This window comes from Halapricum desulfuricans (genome assembly GCF_017094465.1).
Lineage (GTDB): Archaea > Halobacteriota > Halobacteria > Halobacteriales > Haloarculaceae > Halapricum.
Map to the genome: position 1 here is coordinate 164,451 of NZ_CP064791.1, position 20,948 is coordinate 185,398.

12 protein-coding genes are annotated in these 20,948 nt (G+C 52.0%); 10 read left to right on the forward strand and 2 right to left on the reverse strand.

The genetic code is table 11. From position 1 onward, the window contains the following. Window positions 1-58 precede the first annotated feature (58 nt). From HSEST_RS14620 to HSEST_RS00890, 10 genes are all read left to right on the forward strand, one after another. Entirely contained in the window at window positions 59-1,033 is a 975-nt protein-coding gene (locus tag HSEST_RS14620) for a transcription initiation factor IIB (protein WP_418886528.1), read from the forward strand. Window positions 1,034-1,267: 234 nt separating this feature from the next. Continuing rightward, complete coding sequence (locus HSEST_RS00850) at window positions 1,268-5,971, forward strand: DEAD/DEAH box helicase (RefSeq protein WP_229121680.1); 4,704 nt, start codon at window positions 1,268-1,270, stop codon at window positions 5,969-5,971. Window positions 5,972-6,070: 99 nt separating this feature from the next. Further along, window positions 6,071-6,952: a hypothetical protein gene (locus HSEST_RS00855; RefSeq protein WP_229121681.1), complete on the forward strand. Its 882-nt coding sequence runs from the start codon at window positions 6,071-6,073 to the stop codon at window positions 6,950-6,952. Beyond that, window positions 6,949-7,797 (forward strand): hypothetical protein, encoded by an 849-nt coding sequence (locus HSEST_RS00860; RefSeq protein WP_229121682.1) that lies wholly within the window; start codon window positions 6,949-6,951, stop codon window positions 7,795-7,797. Before HSEST_RS00855 ends, HSEST_RS00860 begins: the two co-directional genes overlap by 4 nt. Continuing rightward, on the forward strand, window positions 7,794-10,679 hold the full coding sequence (locus HSEST_RS00865) for an ATP-binding protein (RefSeq protein WP_229121683.1): 2,886 nt from the start codon (window positions 7,794-7,796) through the stop codon (window positions 10,677-10,679). Before HSEST_RS00860 ends, HSEST_RS00865 begins: the two co-directional genes overlap by 4 nt. Next, entirely contained in the window at window positions 10,669-11,358 is a 690-nt protein-coding gene (locus tag HSEST_RS00870; RefSeq protein ID WP_229121684.1) for a hypothetical protein, read from the forward strand. The genes HSEST_RS00865 and HSEST_RS00870 overlap by 11 nt, the downstream gene beginning before the upstream one ends. Before the next feature lie 88 nt (window positions 11,359-11,446). Next, window positions 11,447-12,649, forward strand: a complete 1,203-nt coding sequence (locus tag HSEST_RS00875) for a hypothetical protein (RefSeq protein ID WP_229121685.1) — start codon at window positions 11,447-11,449, stop codon at window positions 12,647-12,649. Window positions 12,650-12,652: 3 nt separating this feature from the next. Next, complete coding sequence (locus HSEST_RS00880; protein ID WP_229121686.1) at window positions 12,653-13,351, forward strand: hypothetical protein; 699 nt, start codon at window positions 12,653-12,655, stop codon at window positions 13,349-13,351. 256 nt (window positions 13,352-13,607) lie between these two features. Continuing rightward, window positions 13,608-15,407, forward strand: coding sequence for a DUF262 domain-containing protein (locus tag HSEST_RS00885; RefSeq protein ID WP_229121687.1), 1,800 nt, complete (start codon window positions 13,608-13,610; stop codon window positions 15,405-15,407). 58 nt (window positions 15,408-15,465) lie between these two features. Next, complete coding sequence (locus HSEST_RS00890) at window positions 15,466-16,173, forward strand: GmrSD restriction endonuclease domain-containing protein (RefSeq protein ID WP_229121688.1); 708 nt, start codon at window positions 15,466-15,468, stop codon at window positions 16,171-16,173. Window positions 16,174-16,364: 191 nt separating this feature from the next. Here the strand turns inward: HSEST_RS00890 and HSEST_RS00895 are convergent, their stop codons facing one another. Together HSEST_RS00895 and HSEST_RS00900 are read right to left on the reverse strand one after the other, a co-directional pair. Continuing rightward, window positions 16,365-16,808, reverse strand: coding sequence for a phospholipase D-like domain-containing protein (locus HSEST_RS00895; RefSeq protein WP_229121689.1), 444 nt, complete (start codon window positions 16,806-16,808; stop codon window positions 16,365-16,367). Next, a complete protein-coding gene (locus HSEST_RS00900; RefSeq protein ID WP_229121690.1) occupies window positions 16,780-20,916 on the reverse strand; it encodes a DEAD/DEAH box helicase in 4,137 nt (1,378 codons plus the stop codon). Before HSEST_RS00900 ends, HSEST_RS00895 begins: the two co-directional genes overlap by 29 nt. Window positions 20,917-20,948: the final 32 nt, after the last annotated feature.

A 20,948-nucleotide genomic window follows, 5' to 3' on the forward strand; every position in this document is an offset into this window, starting at 1 on the left:
TCTCCTGGAGGTATTGAACGTAGCTCCGGACCCCTGATATCCGACCTTGTTGCACCGAATGCGATCACCAACGTCTGAGGACACGAGCGAAGACAACGGAGAGGACTCTTCCACAGATGGCGAACAGAGCCGAGTTTCCAGCTTCTCCGACGAGGAGTCTTCAGAGCGTTTTCGATCATACTCCGACCGCGAGCGTTCGTACGACCCTGACGACCTGCGCCCTGACGTCAACGGGCAATTCTCTCCCAGCGAAACGAGCGGCCGTGGTGCGGCCCCTGTATCTCGATACGAACGGCAGGACCGAGGCCTGTCCAGTGTCGTAGGTTCTGAGAACAGGGACGGATATGGTCAGACGCTGTCGAGCAGTCAGCGACAGCGCGCTGCACGTATTCGACGGTGGCAACAGCGCGTCCAGGTTTCCGGTACGACTGCCAGAAGCCAGCGGCAGGGACTGGACGAAATCCAGCGGATGGCGACAGCTCTGGGGATCAAAAAAGACGTCCGGCAGATGGCTTGCCGACTCTTCCGACAGTCAGTCGATGCAGGCCTTCTCCCGGGACGGGCTATCGAGAGTGTGGCCTCGGCCAGCCTGTACATCGCAGCGAGATCGGTTGGCTATCCTCGCTCATTCGATGAAATTGCCGCGGTGAGTCGCGTTGAGAGAAAGCGAATCATCAACGGCTACGAATCAGTACGAGATGAGTTCGGGTTGTCTCTCGCACCTGTGGATCCCCAATCCTATCTTCCGCGAGTCGCTTCGGAAGCAGGTGCCAGCCAGTCCGTTCAGCAGCGAGCTGCTGAGATCATACAGACTGCCCAGGAGAGCGATGGTAAGACCTCGTCTGTAATCGGCGGTATGAAGCCGACGAGTGTCGTTGCGTCTGCGCTCTTTGCTGCGAAGTCACTGGAAGGCGATTGCGTTACCCAGACGGAGATCGCTGATGCTGCGAACGTTCACGAATCGACGATCCGGAACAACTATAGACGTCTTCTTGAGCCATATCACGAACTCAACACAGACAAAGATACGTAGCCATCTGCGCTTTATTCTCAGAAGGGAGTCATTCGCGAATTATTGTCTTCCCATCCTCAAAACCTGTAATTCGGAGTGAGATTTATATAGGTAAGCGCTGCCGTGTTTAGTAGACAGCCGTACTGCAATCCGTGTAATTGCAGACCCCCCAAGACCCTGTTTATGCACGACCCCCAACACACCCTTAATGAAGCGGTTGATCGCGCGTCAGAGATCACCTGGTGGAACCGCCGGATGACAAAGCTGAACGAGATACCCAATCTCGATAATGCGTACGATTTTGTCGAAACTGATCTAGTCGAACGGAAAGGACCCTACCTTGAACTCGTGAAAGCGCCCCAGGCAGCGTCTGAACCAGCAAGCGAGTTTCTGGATTCTCTTGAGTATCACGACGATATCACCAACGCTGTCGTGTCGGAGTTGTTCGACGGTGACGACTCTGGAAGCCTGTATCAGCACCAAGCCGAGACAATTGAGGCGATTGAACGCACCAACAACGACACGATTCTATCCGTTCCGACAGCGACGGGGAAAACGGAATCATTCTTCTTCCCGATTCTCAACCACTGTCTCTCGACTGACGAAGAGGGGCTCAAGTCTCTGGTAATCTACCCGATGAAGACGCTGAGCGTCGATCAGCTCAATCGCTTCCTCACGTACCTCGACCACATCAATCGCGATCGTGATCCGAAAGACAGGATTACGATCGGGATCTGGGACGGCGACACTCCACACGACGTCGGATCGAAAGACTACGAGATCGAGGTTGACTCGTTCATTCGTGGCCTGGAGTGTCCCCGAACGAAGGAGAAACTTAGAGTTCGCTCTTCGACGACTGTGGGTACAGAGAAGACCGAGTATTCGTGGATCCGGGTTACTCGCGAGAGTATTCGCCAGGGTGTGGATATTCTCCTTACAAACCCTGAAGCGCTCGATTACATGCTCGTAAACGATTCGGCAGATACCCGTAGTATCCTCGGATCGAGGCCGGGCGAACATCCACTCAAGCACATCGTCTACGACGAAGCTCACGTCTGGAGTGGCATCTCGGGTGCAGCAATCTCACTGCTGACGAAACGCCTCAAACACTTCTATGGGAATCGGGATCCGCAGGTCACGATGGTTTCCGCAACCGTAGACAACCCGACTGAGTTGGCGTCCTCGCTCACTCATACCTCGGAAGACAATATCAACGCGGTAGACTTTACGAGTCGAGAGGTGCCTGTCAAAGGTACCCCAGACTTTACCAGATTTGATCCGTGTACACTTGACGAACTCGTCGAGACGATTGCGCGTACGACGCTTACAGCAGATTCGTCTGAGGAACTCCTCTCTCAAAACCCCAATCTGGAAGGCGCGCTGGGGACTCTCCGCGAGGTCAGTCTCGTTCAGGACACATCCGCCGGGCTATCCATTTCTGAGATCCATGCAGACTGGGTCTGTAGACCAGTTCAGCGTATCGTCGATCAACTAGTCACAGAAGGCGCGTACGACACTGAACGTGCCGTTCTCGATGACCAAGATGGTCTCGAACAAGTTGTCGAAGCTGTGGTGAAATCAGGCGGTTCGTCCAGTCAGTGGTACGAATTTGTGATCGACTCTGTGCCGGAAGTAGCAACGTTCGCTGCCTGGTTCGATACCGACACGACCGGGAGCGTCGGCTTCAAGAAACAGCCGCAGCTGATCGAATCCGTTGCACGAGAAGGCGCTGAAAACCCGCGAGAAATCCTCGAAACCGTCATGCACTTCGGCCGGATGGCTGGTATCGTCACAGAAAAATATCACGCGTTCCTCAAACCGCCGCTCAAAGTCCACTGGTGCCAGGACTGCCACCTCGTCTCTCGCTCCAATGCCTGCCGGGAGTGCGGAGAGGAAATCCCTGAACTCCAGTTTTGCCGGCGGTGTCACTATCCGTTCGTTGAACGGGGAGAATCCACTGAAGACGACGATGAAACGGACTTCGTTCCAATCGGGACGTCTGAGGTCGTCTCTCACTGCCCTGGCTGTGACAAGTACGTAAACCTGACTGATATCGAGGTGCCGACTTCGACGCTCCTCTCGTTCATGCTGACGGAGATCTGCCGGACTGCACCGTCGAAAAAGACACTCGTCTTCTCCGACTCGCACGCCTCGGCGGAGAGTGTCGGCGGCGAGATTATCGGCCAAGAATACGGGTTGATGGCGGAATCCCTCTACGTGAAGGAACTGCTGGATCACGACGGAGCCCACGATAACTACGAGATATTCAAAACGGTCTCTGAACAACTCCGAGAGGCGTACTATAACCCGCTGTTCCAGAACGAAATCGACGAGGACAGCGAGACGTACAACATCCTCCGTCAGCTTCGGAACGACATCTCACAAAACGCGTACCTCTCCAATTGTCGGCACCTTCTCGAAAGCGCCCTCGTCCTCCCGGAACCGCTTTATCAAGCAACGACGGACGATCTCGATCGTCGAGTTATCGCGACGGAGCTGTACAAACTCTTCGCGCTGGAACCGAGAGTCGGCTTCAGCAAGGAAACTGTCGATATCGAGGGGCTCACGCGTGAGAAGATCGTCAGCCGGATCGGGAACCGTACGACGCTTTCGGAGTCTGCTATCGCCGACCATGTCGATGAATTCCTCCAGATTCTCCTGGATGACCGAGTAATAACGGAGCAATCTTGGGAGCGAATTCAGCAGGCAGTTTCTGAAGGCGATGTAGGTACAGAGCGTCAGGATAAGGTGTTCGACTACATCGAAGCTCAGCGAGCCCGCGTGAACGACTCTGGGGCGTTTACCAGATCATTCGATAGTGGCGTCTTTACTCGCATACCCAAGCAAGACGAGTCGTCACTCCGTCTCATTCCTCGTGTATCATACTGTACAGAGTGTTTCTCGACTCACCCGGTACCTGAGGGTCTGGAAGCCGATACGTGTCGGTCCTGTGGTGCAGCGGTGGAGACCTACGATCGGTACGAAATCAAGCCGGACGGCAGCTACGAAGGACAGGGATACGCGGATGTTGACTCCGACTGGCAGTGGCCAGTGGACCACTGGGCGTACGAACTCAACCGACCCCTCGAAGAAAGCGAGGATGGCACACCCGAGTTTGTCACTGTAGGGATCCACAAAGGGAACATCCCGCCGACGCTTCGTGGTGCGATTGAAGAGAGTTTCCGAAAAGACGATCCGGACGTCAATATCGTGAGTGCCACGCCAACGATGGAACTCGGTGTTGACATCGGAACTCTCGATACTGTCACGCAGGTCGGGATTCCTCCCAATCTGACCAACTACGTCCAGCGGAGCGGGCGAACGGGCCGAACACGCGGGAGTTCCTCACTCGTGATGACCGTCGTCCGTGGCGATCATCCCGTTGACAACCACTACTATGCGAACCTCGAGGGGTTCTTCCGGAACTTCGAGCCTGTTCGGGTCCCCGATCCCTTCGAGTTCGACGAGCTCCTGGCAGGCCACGTTATGACGACGGTGATCGCATATCTGGCCCGTAATCCCCACGAGTCGAATATCTTCAGTCAAATCTACGAGCTGGAGACGAAAAACACGGACCTGCAAAAGTACGTTAGCGAGGTTACCGAGCGTCTCAACATCCTTCGGGAATTCATTCTGGAGGAAAAACGATCGGAACTCACGAACTACATTCGCGAGGTATTCGGTGAAGAAGGTGTTCGTGTCTTCGAGCGGATATTCGTCGAAGACGGTAACTTGAGTCTCCAGCACCGTGCTGATTTCACCTTCCAGAAACTGACAGCGATGTCGGGTTCGACCGAGACGAACAAACGTCTCTCTGAGCGCCACAACCGGCTCGATTCGTGGCTCTCTCTGCTGGGCTATCTCGCAAATTACCGTGATTTCGGTCAGCAATTCCCGGTGAAGTTCTCCGGGAGACAGGATAGTATTGAATTCGAATCGAGCGGCCGCCTCTACGATATGTTCCCTGGCGAAGAGAACGCCCTAGGCTCTGTTCTCAGTCTTCACGGGACCCAGTACGTGGTCTCTGATGTTCATGGGACGACCACGCCGATCTCGGAAGTGGCAGTCTGCATCAACGAGGATTGTGACCGGCCGTTCCAGGCGTATCAGACCGATACTGAACACTGTCCTCACTGCGAGGAGCCCCTTGCAGAGACGAACATCCACGGTGTTGGATCAGTCGAATGTCGAACGACCCGCGGCGGTGAGGAAGGATATCACACTCGCGGGATCCTTTCGACGCACATTGCGCCAAGCGAAGGTGGTGACGAGGTCACCGTTGATGAACGTACGCTCTTCGGAGTCCAATGTCCCGTAGAGTACGGAGAATACGCCGTTACTGACTTCGTGTACGCGTTCGAGCGGGGACACTCCCGGAGCCCTGACCGGACTACGCTTCGCTCTGAGGCGCTCATCGAACGCGAGAAAGGCGGGTCGAGCGAAGGGCTCTCCTGGGAGGAGCGACTCGAAGACGTCTCGAAGGAGACCTACGCTCCGGTCGGCCAGCGATACCATACACAGGGCCTGAAGCTCAACCTGCCGCGGTCTGAGCTTGAGGAGCGTCTCTCTGAGGCTCTCCCAGACGAGACAGATTGGCCCCAGGCTATCGCGAGCTTCGAGCAGGCGCTCACGAAGGCCGTCGCGATCGTGGGCGAATTCGATCAGCAGGACTTCCGAATCAAAACAGTCCTGAAGCCCGAAACAGTGGAAGTCTATCTCGTCGATGGCCGGCAGGGTGGCAACGGCATTACCTGGCGCATTCGCCAGGAGCTGGAAGACGATCTACTTTCAGCCATTGCCGAGGTTGCTGCGTGTGAGCGGTGTGCTGACTTCTGCGAAGAATGTCTGCTTCTCTCGAGAACGCCGCCAGCGTATCTCGAGAACGACCTTCTGAACAAGTACACGCTTCGAGCATTCCTCGGTGATTCGACCATGGCTCTCACTGACGGAGGAGATTGATGATCACAGGATCTCATCTCGCCGAACGCATCAGTATGCCATCGGAGGCGAATTCGGAGCGAAGAGGGTGACATGAGTCTGGACTATCTTAGAACGCGAATGGACCAAAACGAGGTCGCGTTCATCTACGACGAGATCGGCGACCGTGGATTCGGGATGCTACGGTGTCTTCCGGTCATTCACTATCTCGGTGTTCACCACTTCACCTTCCCGAAGCGGTGGCGGCAACTCTCGTCACCCGCACAGTACGACTATCTTGATTACGAGTACGAACTCTTGGGTGAAATCGACCTTCGAGACGAGATGCTCTGTGCGATTACGAATCAGAACTACGAGACGCACACCGAGTTCACCATTCGCCCGCTGTTACACCGTTACGAATCGAGCGAGGCGACGTTCGTGGTCATTGCAGATCACCATGACTTCGATCCACAGGAGGGTCAGCGGATGCTCCGGATGCAGCCGTTCGTCTACGACATGGGATCGTATAGACAGGTATACAGTTATTTCGAGGATCACTACGAGGAGGTTGGTGTGGGATGCCCACTCATAGACACCGCGAACTTATTTATGCAAGATAACGCCAATCTTTATCGAATGGTGACAGGACAACAGCTCACTCGGACACGGGAGTTGTTCGAGGTTCTCCCTGACGCCCCGTACCTGCCGCTGTACGAAGCGTTCGTACAGATCTTTAGCCGGCGGCGTGAGCCGGGTGCCTCACCGCTTGATTCGTTTGCGGAGATCGAAGGGCTTGGTCGCTGGTTACGGCGTCGGCTGGAATGGGATCGTCAGAAAGCGCTGGAGGTAGCCCGGTCGCTCAACCGCCGGGTTGACGCTGATGAGAGTACGTTCGATAGCGCACAGCGCAGCCGTCATCCGATGATGGAAGAAGCAACGTCCGTAGCCAGGACCATCGACTCGACTGAAAGTGACGTGCACGAACGCTACATGCGGTGGCTAAGCAAGGTGGTACAATGAGTTCTTCAGAAGCTTACATCCTCAACGAAATTCAAAATCCGGCCGCGTTGCGGGTCGTTTTCGACTCGATCGCGGACGGGAATGAGACGAAAGAAGAGATTCAGGAAGACACGTGTCTCCCCGATGGATCGACCGAAGAAATTCTCGGTGGCCTCGTTCTTCTGCGACTAATCAGTCGTTCAGACTTCGGATACGAAGCGACTTCCTTGAGTTGGGACACTGGAGATCGCCACCGTGACTTCCAGCTGTCTGCACTGGAGAACCTCGCGAAGGAGGCAACCGCAGAGGACTGGGGGAAGCAAGCCGCGGTTCTCCTCAACTACGAATATCTAATTTCGCGCAACATCCAGGAGTTCGAGAACAACGAGAGAGCGCTCTACGAAGATATTGACTATTGGATCAAGAAAGAAACGGACTATCGACCGAAAGGTGACGGTGAGATCTACAAGCACAATGACGTCAAATTCGCGAACTGGACCCGTCTCGTGGAGTATCTCGGCCTCGTTCACAAGGTTTCTGGACGCCAGCACACGGTGTATCCAGACCCAGAACTGATCTTGGCGTCTATTCGACGTGCTACTGAAAACTATCCTGTACAAGGCGAGAAGGCAGATATCGAAGTTCGGGACTATCTCGAATGGCTGGATTCGAACCTGCTACGGATTGGCTACTCAACAGGAGGTACCGTTCCTGAGATCCTAACGCAGTGTCTGTTCTCGTTAGTTCGATCACGCCAGATCCGACTCGTCGAATACGGTGACGCAGGTTCCGTCACGTTCACACACCTGCCGAATCGTGCGCACTCCGGCATCGACCAAGAAGCGAACTCAATCAAACTACTATGAGCCAAGCGTTCACCTGTCCCCACCTAGATCATGTTGACGACGCAGAGTTTCAGCGACTGTTCAACAAAGTCGCCGCAGTACGAGCTGAAGATCCGGAGCTGTTCGATTTTACACATCGACAGATATCGGTATATCCCTCAGGTGCGGCAGATCAAGAGAATCCCCCTGTTATTACTGAGGACCAAATCCTTCAAAAGCTCAACACGCAGCGACACGGAAATCACGCTGTAATCATCGAGGGCGAAGTCGGCACTGGAAAGTCTGAGCTGTGTGCTTACCTCGTCCATCAACTTCGGGACCAGAATCGCCCAATCCTTCGAGTCGATAAAGACGACGACTTGATGACCATCCTTACGCAACGACTGCCTGACTTCCACGAGAAGCACTTTGGCGAGTCACTCCCACAAAAAGACAAATTCCAACAGCTCGAAGACAATATCGAAAATATCCCCCACGTGGTTGCGAGCCGGGCAACTTCGGGAGCAATGATACGCTTCACGAGCCAGGGGTTTGATGTCTCAGTCACGTCTGATGAAGAAGATGTAATCGTCGATATCGTTGAAGGTCGTCTTGAGAAACTCGTCAAGCGTGGGGAGTACGGCAAGCGGATGGACATCATATCAGAGCAACAATACGAACGTGAGGAATCCCTCGATGTCTTTGACGAATCACTCAGCACGACGGATGCCATCGATATCTGGAACGATGCTCTGTGGAATCAAATTCAGGACCTGTACGAGACACCCTCACTCTCGGAAATGCTGAAACTGGTCGGGCAACGTTTTGAAGATACGCGCCCGGTGGTAGTCTTCGAGGACTTCGGAATCGCATCCGTCGAAGCGAAGAAACTCAGGAATTACATTGAGCGGGATATCGATGAGGACAACTGGGACTTCATAATCGCCGGAACGCGGGATATCACCGAAGTCCTGCATACCCAGACTGCCGAGGATCGTTTCGAATTCTATCAGACGAACCGTCCTGACTCGAACAGCGTTCTGTTCTTGGATAAGGACTCAGCTGTTGATTTCATTCGACCCTATCTTGGCTACTTCAAACACTACGACGACAGCGTCAACTACGAACGCGACGAGGTAGGAAACCCTGTCCAGCTTCTGGACCCTGCGCCAAACAGCGAATGTTCCTCATGCAATCTCTGTTCAGACGAGTATCGCGACCTCTTCCCGTTCAACGAAACCTTCCTCAGGCGAATCTACGAGGGACTAGAAGAAAGCCAGCAATCTCCCCGGGAATACGTCTCAAAGGTCTTCGACATCCTCTACGAGTACTACGTCGGTGGGACTGCTGTTCCGTCGAGTTCGAATCAACTCGGTAGCGATGTCACCAATAGCGAAACCCCGGCAGATAAGGTATATGAGCATAAAGAAGAGTTTGCTGACTTTGCAAAGTGGTATGGTGAGAAGCAAAACGGCTATTATCAAATTGACTCTGCATTAGCCTTTGCGTTCGGTCTTATTCCAGAGAAGAAAATGGAAGCAGAGTATGATGCTGGTATTCAGGTCACACCTGAGATAATTAAAATACCCTCTGGAGATGGAAACGGAGGCACAACTCCCCCGAACCCTCCTGAAATAAAGACACGCGTAGAGCAAATCTTTGACGAGTGCCGAGGTGACGTTGATGACTGGATAGACGACCCGAAGAATAGTCGCTTCACGAAGACGAACAATTACATCCAAACCGCTGTGGAGGACCTCATCAGCCACATCACGGACGACTATACTATTTGGAATGATAGCGATCTAAGATACAATCTGAGCAGCCAGAAACCTCCATTCGTGTGGGAAAACTCGGTTGACGACCCACAACCGGATCAGATCGTGATAAATCCACGTGAATTCAGACGGTCGGAAATTAGGGACCTACTTCGCCACGGAATCGAAGCTGAAGAGAAGGCTGACACGTTCGATAGAGAGAAACAACTCGAAAACCATGGTAGCCAATTCACCGATTACGGTCAGCTATGGCGTAAAAACATTCGCTGGAACTTCATAGAGGACGACCCTCTGCTGTACAGGCAGTCGCATCAGGGTCGATACGACTTCGATGACTTCGTGATTGCTTCCTACGCATGGTTGGTCCTGCTCGATAACCCTTGGAAACCATTGACTCCGGATCGTATCAACGAGCGATATACGGACGAAGAAGAGTTATCCATCGACAATCATCTCGATTCACAGCTTGAATACTTCCTGAATCGGGACACGTACGTTGAAGTTACCGAGGTGTTCGACCACGTCGATGAACTCGAAGATCTGGTTGAGGCCCGCTTTGGGGTGACGACGAGTGCACTCGACGTTCGAAGCATTCGAGAGCGATTCAACCGTGCTACTCCATACGAGATTCTCGACGCATTGGCGAAGACCTACATCGACAAGGTCAACGGACGTGTTCGATTCGCGCCAAAGAATACGCTCCCAGATATCGCTAATGCTGTCTACAGTTGTTTCAACTCAGTGGACGACCTGGAAGAGGAAGATACAGCGCCTAACGTGAGTCGTCACGCTCTGCTGCGATTGCGCGAGACCGATATGGACCGAATCAACGAAATCGCCCGCGATCTGAAGACGTACAATACAGTCGAATCGAGCTTCAACACAGCACTTCAGCACTTCTCGGACCACGACCAGTCGGACATCCTCGAAGTCCGTAATGCGGCCAAATTCATGCGGAACGAACTCGAAGATGAGTTCGGCTCGCCGACTGACCAGAATCGCGTCCACGCTGAACTTGCAAATCTGAAACTCTTCGGCCATCCCGTATTCAGAGATCTCGATGCTCTCGAAGAAGAGTGGGCGACACCAGGTGAGAATGGGGCCGGGACACGATTCACGGAGGTGGCAGAGCACTATGTCCAGTAAACGTGATTTCTCTCCGATCCAGTCCGATCTCGAGCAGGTCTACGAACAGTACCAACAACAGCATCTCTACGAAGAACTCGACGATATTGCGGATCAGATGGAAGAGACGCTGCTCCAGTGTGTCATCGCCAACAATCTCTTCGAGCGCAGTCTATCGGTGAATCAGAAGGCCAAAGATACCGTAGAGGCAGCCCAGGCAGCTGTTCAGAATGACGATGTTCATCGGCTGGAGGACCTTCTTCCTGAGGTCGAAACTCGCGTTGACGAGGAAGAAACGCGCATCAACAACGAAATTCAGGAATCGCGGATCGAGATGCACGAGACGGTCAGAGCTATGCGGGGTCTGAACGAAGAGATCCAGGTGTATAACCAGGGGCGATTGAGAGGACTAGAAACGCTCCTTGACGACTGGAGTTGGAAGCAACACGTCTACACCGAGGAGAACAACTCGTATGAGGAGCGGTATAACGAGGCTGAAGAATTCGCAACCGATATGCGATCCGTATTCGACGACGCGAAGCAAGCAATCGGTGGCGAGTTCACCGGTCAAGAAATCGAATCGCTAGTAGATAATCTACTAAACGAGGGCGGCGTCTCGTTTACTGAGCTTTCGCCTGAACAAATACAGGCTCTCGCCGACTCCGAGATCAGCTCCTACCTCCATCTGTCACTTGGATAAGTCGGGTTACCTCTGTCGCACTAAGTTTATAAGGGATCAAGCCACCACTTACAATAAGACGACGCGACGTGGTCGCGTCACGGTTCCGATGGTATCGCTCACAAGTGAGGAAGAAGACGTTATTCAAGCAATAGCGGCGTGTCTGTCTATCGCGATCGCTGAGGATCCCGAACTCACTCCAGACGATCTCAATAAAACTCAAACGCAGAAACTGCTGTACTTGGCAATAGACGAGTTCGATCTCGACGTCACCTACAGCTGGTATTTAGCCGGCTCTCTCGTCGAGAGTAGCGCTGTTTCGCCGTCGAATCTGGAAACTCCAGACAGCCCCGCGACTCCCACAGAGCCGTCCGTTACCGATGACTCATCCTCCGAAGAGGATTCGACAGCGTCTTCTGTAGAGGCAGAGCCACCGGCGGAACCAGATGAAGAGGTCGCTCGTGAGTTCGATATCGAGAGAGAGGCAGATTCGTTCTTTCCGGAAGAGAGCACAGCCACCGAAACGGCAGATTCCGTTAGTCAACCTGACCCGGGGCCGTCGATCGAAGAGCCAGATCTCACGATGACATTCGACAGCGACGATATTGACCTTCCTGAGGAGGTCGAGGTCTCGGTATCCGACCTCGTTGCGTTTTTCAAAGAAACACTCTCGAACTATCCTCTTACGTCTACTGATCGCTTTTTACAACATTTCTACCACTACCACGCCCCAGCGAAATATCAGGAGCTGTACGAGAGCTGTCTCCATGTGCGCAGTTCTCTTCGAGGGGTCAGAGATTCTGTTCGCGACGTCGTCAAACAGGGCGGTGACGGGGCCAAGATCGACAAGTACAGCGACGAAGTTGGTTTACACCTCTCGGATCTGCATTTCGGATTATACGAGCGTGAGGAGCTCCGAGACACGCTGAACGCGGTCGTCCAGGGAACAGACATCATCGAAGACAGTCTAATGATGTTGGCCAGGATGGATCCGGACGAACTCCGTTCAGAACATATCGAAGCGATTGAAGAGTTACAGTCATTCTTCTACGAATGGGTCTGGAAGTATCCCGCGCTTCGTATTTCCCGAGAAACGGCTACGGGCCCTTCCGCAGAGAGGATCCGCGAGGCACGTGAAGCGACACTCGCCGAATTCGAATCGGGGTTTATGCAGAAGTCGGAGGAGGTACTCGCGAGATTAGATGATGTCGGACTCGTCCCCGAGTACGAAGACTATCCCGACTACAATCGCGACTCTCTCAATGAATCTATTTCAGACTTATATAGCGCCTACACGTTAGACTTCTCGTAACCAATGTCCCAGGGTCGAGCGGAAGATACTACTTCAGCAATCACCGCTGTCTTCTGCGATACGGGGATTTTCATCAATTACGTCAACCAGGAGTGGGAGCGCGACCATACAACCGAATTGCTCGAAAACCACTCTTGTGATATCGTCGTGAGCGAGACTGTGAAGGAAGAGTTCGAATCCGTAACTGATCGACGGGAAGACGTCTACATGGATCTGCTCGGTTTTATTCTGGAAGAGAAAGGCGATATCGAGGAATTTTCTCCGAGTACCACGCTCCAGGGCAACGATCATTCGCACATACAGGGCATCCAGTTTGAGCTCGCAAGTGAGGATCGTCGGGAGGTCGCTCGACGATTGCGACGATTCGGAAAGAAATTCTCCAAGCGTGCTGAGAAGGTTACTGACTCCCTGATTGATGAAGTGTTCTATGCTGCACCCCCTTTCATGCTCAGCTTCGATCTTCAGAAAGTCATCGAGAACGAGAACGATTCAGTCATCGTTGCGGAAGCAGCTGATTGGACAAATGAGGGCGGGTCTGGGTATTTTGCGACGCTAGATAAAGGCGATCTGCTCGAACTTTCGGACGCGATAAACGGGGTCATCCGTGAGGAATTCATTCCTGATGCAGTTCTCCACATTGTTTCTCCTGATATTATCAGCGGACCTTCGGCATCCGAATCGAAACCAGCAGATCAGAATTAAAGACTGGGATGAGGCCCCCATTATTTAAATATATTGAGATTATATCAGTATGATTGCAGAATCCATTGTAGCAACAGTATTTCGTTTGCTTTGTATGGGGTGCGAGAGGTTTGATAATAAATAAATCAATCGACGGCATTATCGAATTCTCACGATGTGATTTTCTGAATAAGAAATTAATTACCACCAGCAAATATAGTATGTGTTGAATATATTAGACTAAGCTATTTCACCACACCACTACGAAAGATGTCTTATGGATAACTCTAGTAATGTCCCGCTTTGTGGAGAGGAAATATTCATGTACCCTGGTGAGCCAGGGGGCATGGGGACGCTGGATTATACAGAAGATGACTACCGAGATGGTTACCCATCTCTGAAATTTGTCAGTCGTAAGCACCTACTAGATGCTCTTGAGGATGATTTAGAGACAAGAGACGTTGATCTGTTTGGAGAGCTTGAGGAAGCTCGGTTCAAAATCCCGGATTACCAACGACACTATTCATGGGATGGCGATGACCATCAACGGCTATGGTACAAACTCCTTCAGATTACACAACTAGAATATACTCCTGGTCCGAACCCGCCAGAGAACTTCTTCGGTACGATATATGTTGGTGAACTACAGGAACGGAAACGTTACGAAGTTATTGACGGTCAGCAGCGGTTAACCACCATCGCCATTGTTCTCGAATGTGTTCGACGCAAGCTCGAAGAAGTGATTCCAGATCTTTCGGGGGATATTGAGGAACTTTCAACACACATCAAAGAGGCATGGATTGAGAACCTCCTGCTTCGTCAACGTGGAATGAAAAAAGTACCGTTCCTTCAGGTGAGTAGTCATGACCGGGATTTCTTTGATCCCCTGTTCGGAGATCCTGAGTCGGGCTCTTCTAACGGAATTCATAAAGAACGTCTGGAAAAGGTATATAAACTGACGGGCTATGACGGGCGGAGAAAGTATGCCTCGACGCTTGAGGAGGTGATTGATACTCTAGAGATCCCCGACAGCGTCGTTGAGGACTTCGACAAAATCAGCGACGATGACGATCTCACTAACTCCTACATATATTTCGCTGAGTCACATCAACTCCTCGTAGACGCCTTCCAGTATTATGAAGAGTCCTTAGATGACTTCCTTGATAACGATGATCGATTCCCTACGAGTGAGCACGTAGCTCACGCACTCATCAACCTCACCTTGTTTGTTTTCAGATCTTTCCGTATCTCTGAAATCCTGTTCACGGGGGAGAACAAGGAATTGAGAGTCAACGTCTTTCAAGAGCTTAACGACGCTGGAAAGCCACTCACTACGAAGGATAAAATCAAAGCAAGAATTGTGAGTCTATTCCAACAGTCAGGCTCCTACTCTGTGGAAGACGAACTTGAAACATGGAGTGAAATCGTCGAACGGTTTGCCGACAAATCTGAGAGGGTGGAAGAATTCTTAGTTACATATGTACAAGCGACACGTAATCCGGACGGAGCGAAACATGCCCGTGACAATCTTCTGGACCTCTTTCGGCTCACTGATGTCGGTGGACATGAATTTACACCACAACTCACCTCGGATAGTGGGGGACATGAGTTCTTACAGGAACTTGACCGATATTCTAAGCGTTTTGTAGAGATCGAGGACCTCTCCCTGACAGGTGGGGCACACTCACTCGATGATGATATCCGTAAGAGGAGTGAAGAAATACTTCGACGCCTCACCAATCTGAATACTACTCAATGGATTCCGTTTGTTCTGTATTTATATGATGATGTTTCGTCGATACCGGGGAAGGGTGAATTCCTACAGAACGTGCTCGAGACGGTTGAATCGTTAATCTTCCGTGTCTCATTGAGCGAAGTTCGAACAACTGTTATTGAGTCAACATTTATGGAATCAGCAGCGGAATTCAGGGAAGCAAAAGAACGTGATGATATTGACGAACCGTATACCGCTGAAAGTGTTAGCAAGCTAGTCCTACGAAATGTCGAAGAGAATAGGAAACTCACTGGTGAGACTCTCGTCGATACGATTGTTCGGTCGAGAGGGTGGGGGGAATAAACGCACAAAGCAACTGTTCTTGAAACTCGTGGACGAGCATTTCAGTGGGGAAGACGGTATGACGCGTCGGGATATTGATGAGGATGTCTCTGTAGACATTGAACATGTTTTCCCTAGTGGATTCCTCAGAAGCGATTCGACCAACCCTTACGCATGGTTGTCAGACTTTTTCGCTGTCGATGGGAGTGAAATCTTGGGAACCGATTCGACAATCATCGATCAAATAGACACTCTTCAAGATTGCGATGCAGCAAGTATTTCTGAAGATGATGAAATCTATGACCGGATTCAACGGATCACCTCACACATTGAATCTGACTTCGTCAGAGATCTCGGAAATATGATTATCCTAGAAGGGGGTGTTAATCGGTCTATCCAGAATAGCCGATTCGCGATGAAACTCCGTGCGTATCACGAGAAGCATCCTGAAGATATCGAAAACGCCGTCAACGAGTTCTTCTCGACAGAGAATCCCGAACTCACTCAGCCTACTATTGATAATCTGCTTGACCTCGATATTCCATCGGGATACGATGACACTGATCCTACTCTGGATGATATTGAAGATGAATTCAACGGTTGGTGGAATCTTGATCGTATGGCGAGCCGCAAAGCCGAGATTGTTTCACTTATATTGATGTCTCTGACCTATGATATCGATGATCCGGAGTATCAAGATGAATTTAAAGAGGTGCTTGATCATCCGGAAACGCTAGAGGAAATGGTAGTTGACGATCTTCGGAAACGAACTGAGCAAGTTATGTGAATCATCCAAATACGATATATTCCGTGTAATCTTCCTCAAATGGCTCCAAAGTGTTAACTCTCCAGGATTTGGGAACAAGAAGTATACGCACACATATATAAAAATATTAATTATTTGATAGGTATGCAGTATAAGTCCTCTATCGATCACATCCACTCAAATCTATGCAACTGAAGGGTTCAATAACCCAATCACTGATAATCGAGTTCAACCTCTATGTACTGATCGACGTCGTCGTACTCGTTCTCGACGATTTGGCAGAGTTCCCTGTTCACGAACAAGCCACCGCGTGTGATGTTTGCCGAGCCGATATACACCGAATCTTCGCTCACGACCGCTTTGGCGTGTAAGTCAGGAACAGACCGGACGTCTACGCTCTCTGAGAGATGAGATTTGATGTAGTTATTGTGCTCTTGGTCCGATCGGATCAGTACCAGAACCTCTGTGTCTCCCTCCAAGGCTTCTATCGCCTTCGAGAGGTACATCTTCCGTTCGTCGAAGCGGTTGTTCACCGGGAGTACCACTTCGATATCACTGATCCAGGGTGAGACGAGTGCCACCCGATTACTGTGAAAGAGCGTGTACCCGATGTAGTAGTCGAGTGCTTCAGAAGGTAAGGAAAATGTTTGTGTCATTGAGTTCTGCTGCTGGTAATTGCTCGCGGTTGAATATTTGTTCTTTCGCTTCCGCTACTGGCGATTGTTCGATCAGGTGGTCGTACAGCCTTTCCAGAAGGACGTAGCTGAGTGAGTCTTCCTGGGCGTGCCCAGAGATACACTCCGAGAGATGGAGGTTTTCGACGCATCCGTCGATGTCTGGTGAGAAGAACAGCGACTTGATCGATTCAGCATGCGTATCGAGGTCGATGTCGAGCTCTTCTAACCTGTCTCTCGGGAGCTCCTCTTCACCTTCCATCTGGGCCGATGCGATTTCGTGTTTCACTCGATAGGGGACCAGGAGCGAGTCACTTCCGAGTGTCTGTCCAAGTTGATCGGCCCGATCAGCGGTTGACAGGAATTCCTGTGTAATCCGATCTTGGACATCACTATACGGAATATCTACGTGCTCGGAAACGATCGTACGAGCTTCGGATTCGTCTGGCGCTCGCTTTGGCGGGAGATCAGCCAGTACGTCGCTGTCTGCCCACAGGCGCTCGTTGATCACCTGTGGGTTGAATACCGTCCGATTCAGTGCTTCGAGGACGTTGCCGGGGTCAGCTTGCAGCTCTTCGTAGAAGAGATCGACAATACCCTGCCCGCCTTCCGTTCGCTCGAAGACGAACACTTCCTCTCGTACCGTGTCGATGCCGTAGAAGAGCATCGTCTGATTCACGCCGCTCACATCCGAGACGAGCTGCATCAGTAGGTGGGCTGCGGTGTGGTACCCGAGATATTCGAATTCCACCTCATCCAGATCCTTGTATTTCGAGATTTCGTTCCTCACATCTTCGTCAAGCGTTCGAAGGAACGACCCGACATCCAGCGAGACACCTCGGGTGTCGAGCGTGAAGCCGAGCGGACGTGACGGGCTCTCAATCTCGCGTTCGATCCGATCCTCGTCAGCCCACACGTAGCCAATTCCAGGACCCTTGTAGGTGGCAGGAGTGATATTCAGCGTGACTCCCTCTAGTAAGACATCTCCAGTCACGTTACAGAGGGAAAGTGCCCCTCTCTGGGATTCGACTTCTCGATCGCGTAGAACTGTCTTCACCTGCGGGTCTGAATGGATTTTCCCGTAAGCCCGGTCGTTGTGTTCGAGGCACGAATCGATATTTGAGATGATCTGCAAGCATTCCGGGCAGTAGCGAACGATATTGCTTGCCGTATCAGAGAGATCTGTGACCTCGTCCAGTGTGATCGACTCTGGCACAGCCATGTTTGGCTGGTCGTCGGTGGGCACACTGCTGAAGTCGAATTGTACCGTGGAATCAGAGTCCTCGGTACTGCTCTCTACGACCTCCGTATCGGGCATGAATAGCTGGCTCTTGCCCGTTTTCTGCTGATACTCGCTCCGATAGGGTGCATAGGAGTGGACGATGGAATCGATCGATTCTTCGCTTCCATCGAGGTCACTCTCGCCCCTGAAGACGGTCAGGTACTGACCGCTACTCTCGAAGTAGTTGGGCGGAACGTACCAGACCTCTCCAAGTGATCGGCCCTCTACGTTGAGGAAGCGCTCGAAGTAGTATGCCGCCCGAAGTAGGTTCTTGACGTACCAGACACTGAGGAACGGCTTGTTGTTGCGGTATTTCTCGTCAGAATCGAGATCCCGGTAGTCCTTGAGTTGCTCTACTGTCTGCTTGAGGTAGTACACCTGTCGTCGTTCCTGGCTCAACTGTTCGAGACGCTCGTCCCCGGCCAAGCCGGCAAGCATAGTGACCGCTTCCTGTAAATCGTCAATCTTCCCCAGTCCGACCTCCGATACGCCATCTTCGGCATGGCGGTCGGCAGATGCTCGCATACCCATCAAGTATGCTGCCTGCTGCGTGATGTCGGCAAGTATCTTGTTGTACCGCTCGACTCGCTCTTCTGCGGAGAGGCTTCGATAGTCGGTAACCTGCTCACGCGCTGCATCCAGCTCTTCTCGAACAATTTCGCGTTGTGAATGGTCATCGAGCTGGCCATGCTCTTCTAAGACTGTCTCATACTCCTCCAATTTCTCGAGGTACGTCTGGATTTGTTCGAGTACGCGCTCTTGGATATGAGACAGATACTCGTCGAACGCGTTCTCTCCACGAATTACTTCGTCACCTTGGATATCTACGTATTCCTCGATCTCCTCGAAATCCTCCGAGAGCGATCGATCCTTGGCGTCAAGCGCTGACTCGACAACTCGCACCGGTTCTTCCGAGAGGAGCGGCTGATCGAGGTGGCCCCCAATACCGAGTTCAGTAGAGAGGAACTCACCCGGTTCAGTAAGGAAGCGATAGAACTCCTCGCACTCCATTGCGTCGCGTACGAATTCTTCAAAGAAGGCGAGTTCCTCTTCTCGGGGCGATCGCATTCGGCGCTCTGCAATTCCGCTGGTGATCTGATAGAACTCCCCGAGCTGCTCGTGGATCCACTCTACTACTTTGTTGTCTGTTTTCAGTGGTGTACGGAGTTCGGAACCGAGGAACCGCTCCGCACGGTAGAACATATTGGCGTCGCCAGTGAAATTAGAGAGATAGACGAAGATATGAGAATCCATATCTTCTTCTCGAGCGGCTCGCCCCGTCCGCTGAATAAATGACGAGAGATCCTGTGGGGTCCGGTATTGTGACACGATGTTGATATCACCGACGTCGATCCCTACTTCGAGGAAAGACGTCGAAAGAAGGATGTCGCTTTGCCCAGCAGCTTCGGCATCGAAGCCGGCATCAGAATACACTGGCTCGAATCGAAGGTCGTTTTCGAGGAATTCATAGCCCATCTCATCGGCGACTACTTCCCAGTTTTCGTAGCCTTCGCCGGATCTGTGATATTCCCACAGCTTCCGCTTGTCGCTATGATCAGCATCCTCGAGCTGTGCGAGCTTCTGGTTTATCTGGCTGATACTGTCGATAAACGAGAGTATCTTTCCTCGTTTCCCGTCGCGCTGTTGGAGAAGAGAATGCCCAAGCATCATCGTCTGCTGAATCATCATCGGTGATGCTCCAGGGCCGTCGTCGGGCGAAATCATGAAATAATAGTGCTCCTGATCACCGTGCTCTTCTTTGTAGTCCGATTCCGGCGGCTCGATTGCCTCGATGCTATTTGCCGGGAGATCGAAGAGTTTCTTCGCAAAGCGAGACGGATTATCGATCGTCGCACTCGCGCCCAGCCACAGCAGTGGCTGCTCAGTGATTTCGTTGATATTCTCGATAATCTTCGCCGTGTGTGCTCCACGAAGGCCCGTATACAGGTGAACTTCGTCGAGCACGATCGAGTCAACCTCGTCGATTATATTGTAGTTGGGCTTGAGAGCAAACAGCTCGAGTGACTCAAGCGTAGTCAAGATGATGTCCGGCGTGTCCCGGGTAATCTCTTTTCGCGGTAGAACCAGCTCTCGGTCAGTGAAGCTGTGGTCCGGGTTATTTTCGCATTTGAGCGTATATTCTCGCGACGTCCCATAGAACTCGAACGAATGGATGTCCTCGTCGTCGCTGCACCAGCAGTTTGCGAGTTTGAATCTTGCAGTGCCGCCTGACCGGTCGAAGCAGGTCGAATTGTCCTCTACGTCCCCAATCTCGTAGGGCATTCCTCCGATGTAGACACCTACAGAGAGATTGGACGGTCCCTCTCCCCGCATCGTGTCGAGGTGCTGGAGGACACGCTGTAGCTGGTTCTGGAGCAACGCTCGCCGCGGATAGACAATTATCGTCGAGTCTTGTCTGTCGCTTCTGAGTAGTTGGTATAGCGGCCCGAGAAATGCTTCTGTCTTACCGAAACCGGTGGGAGCGGAGAATACACCCGCTTGCTGGTTCCCTGTCTGTCGCCGTTTCTGATCGAGCTGATCTACGGTTTTCCAACACTCGACCTGGAAATCAAGCGGATCGAAGCCGAAGATGTCGATAATATTCGAGACAAATTGGTTGTCACCGTCGTAAGGTGTTGTTTTCCGGCGATCTTGCTTGTCCGCCGTATATTTGATCGCTTCCGTGACGTACGGGCGATCGTCTGCGTCCTCATTGAATAGCTGCTTGTTTTCCAACAATCCCTTGACTACCGGCTCGACTGAATCGTCTATCCTCTCGGGGTTAGTGTTCCGATCAAAGAATTTCATTTATAGCACCGTGGGGGCCCAGGCGATGGATT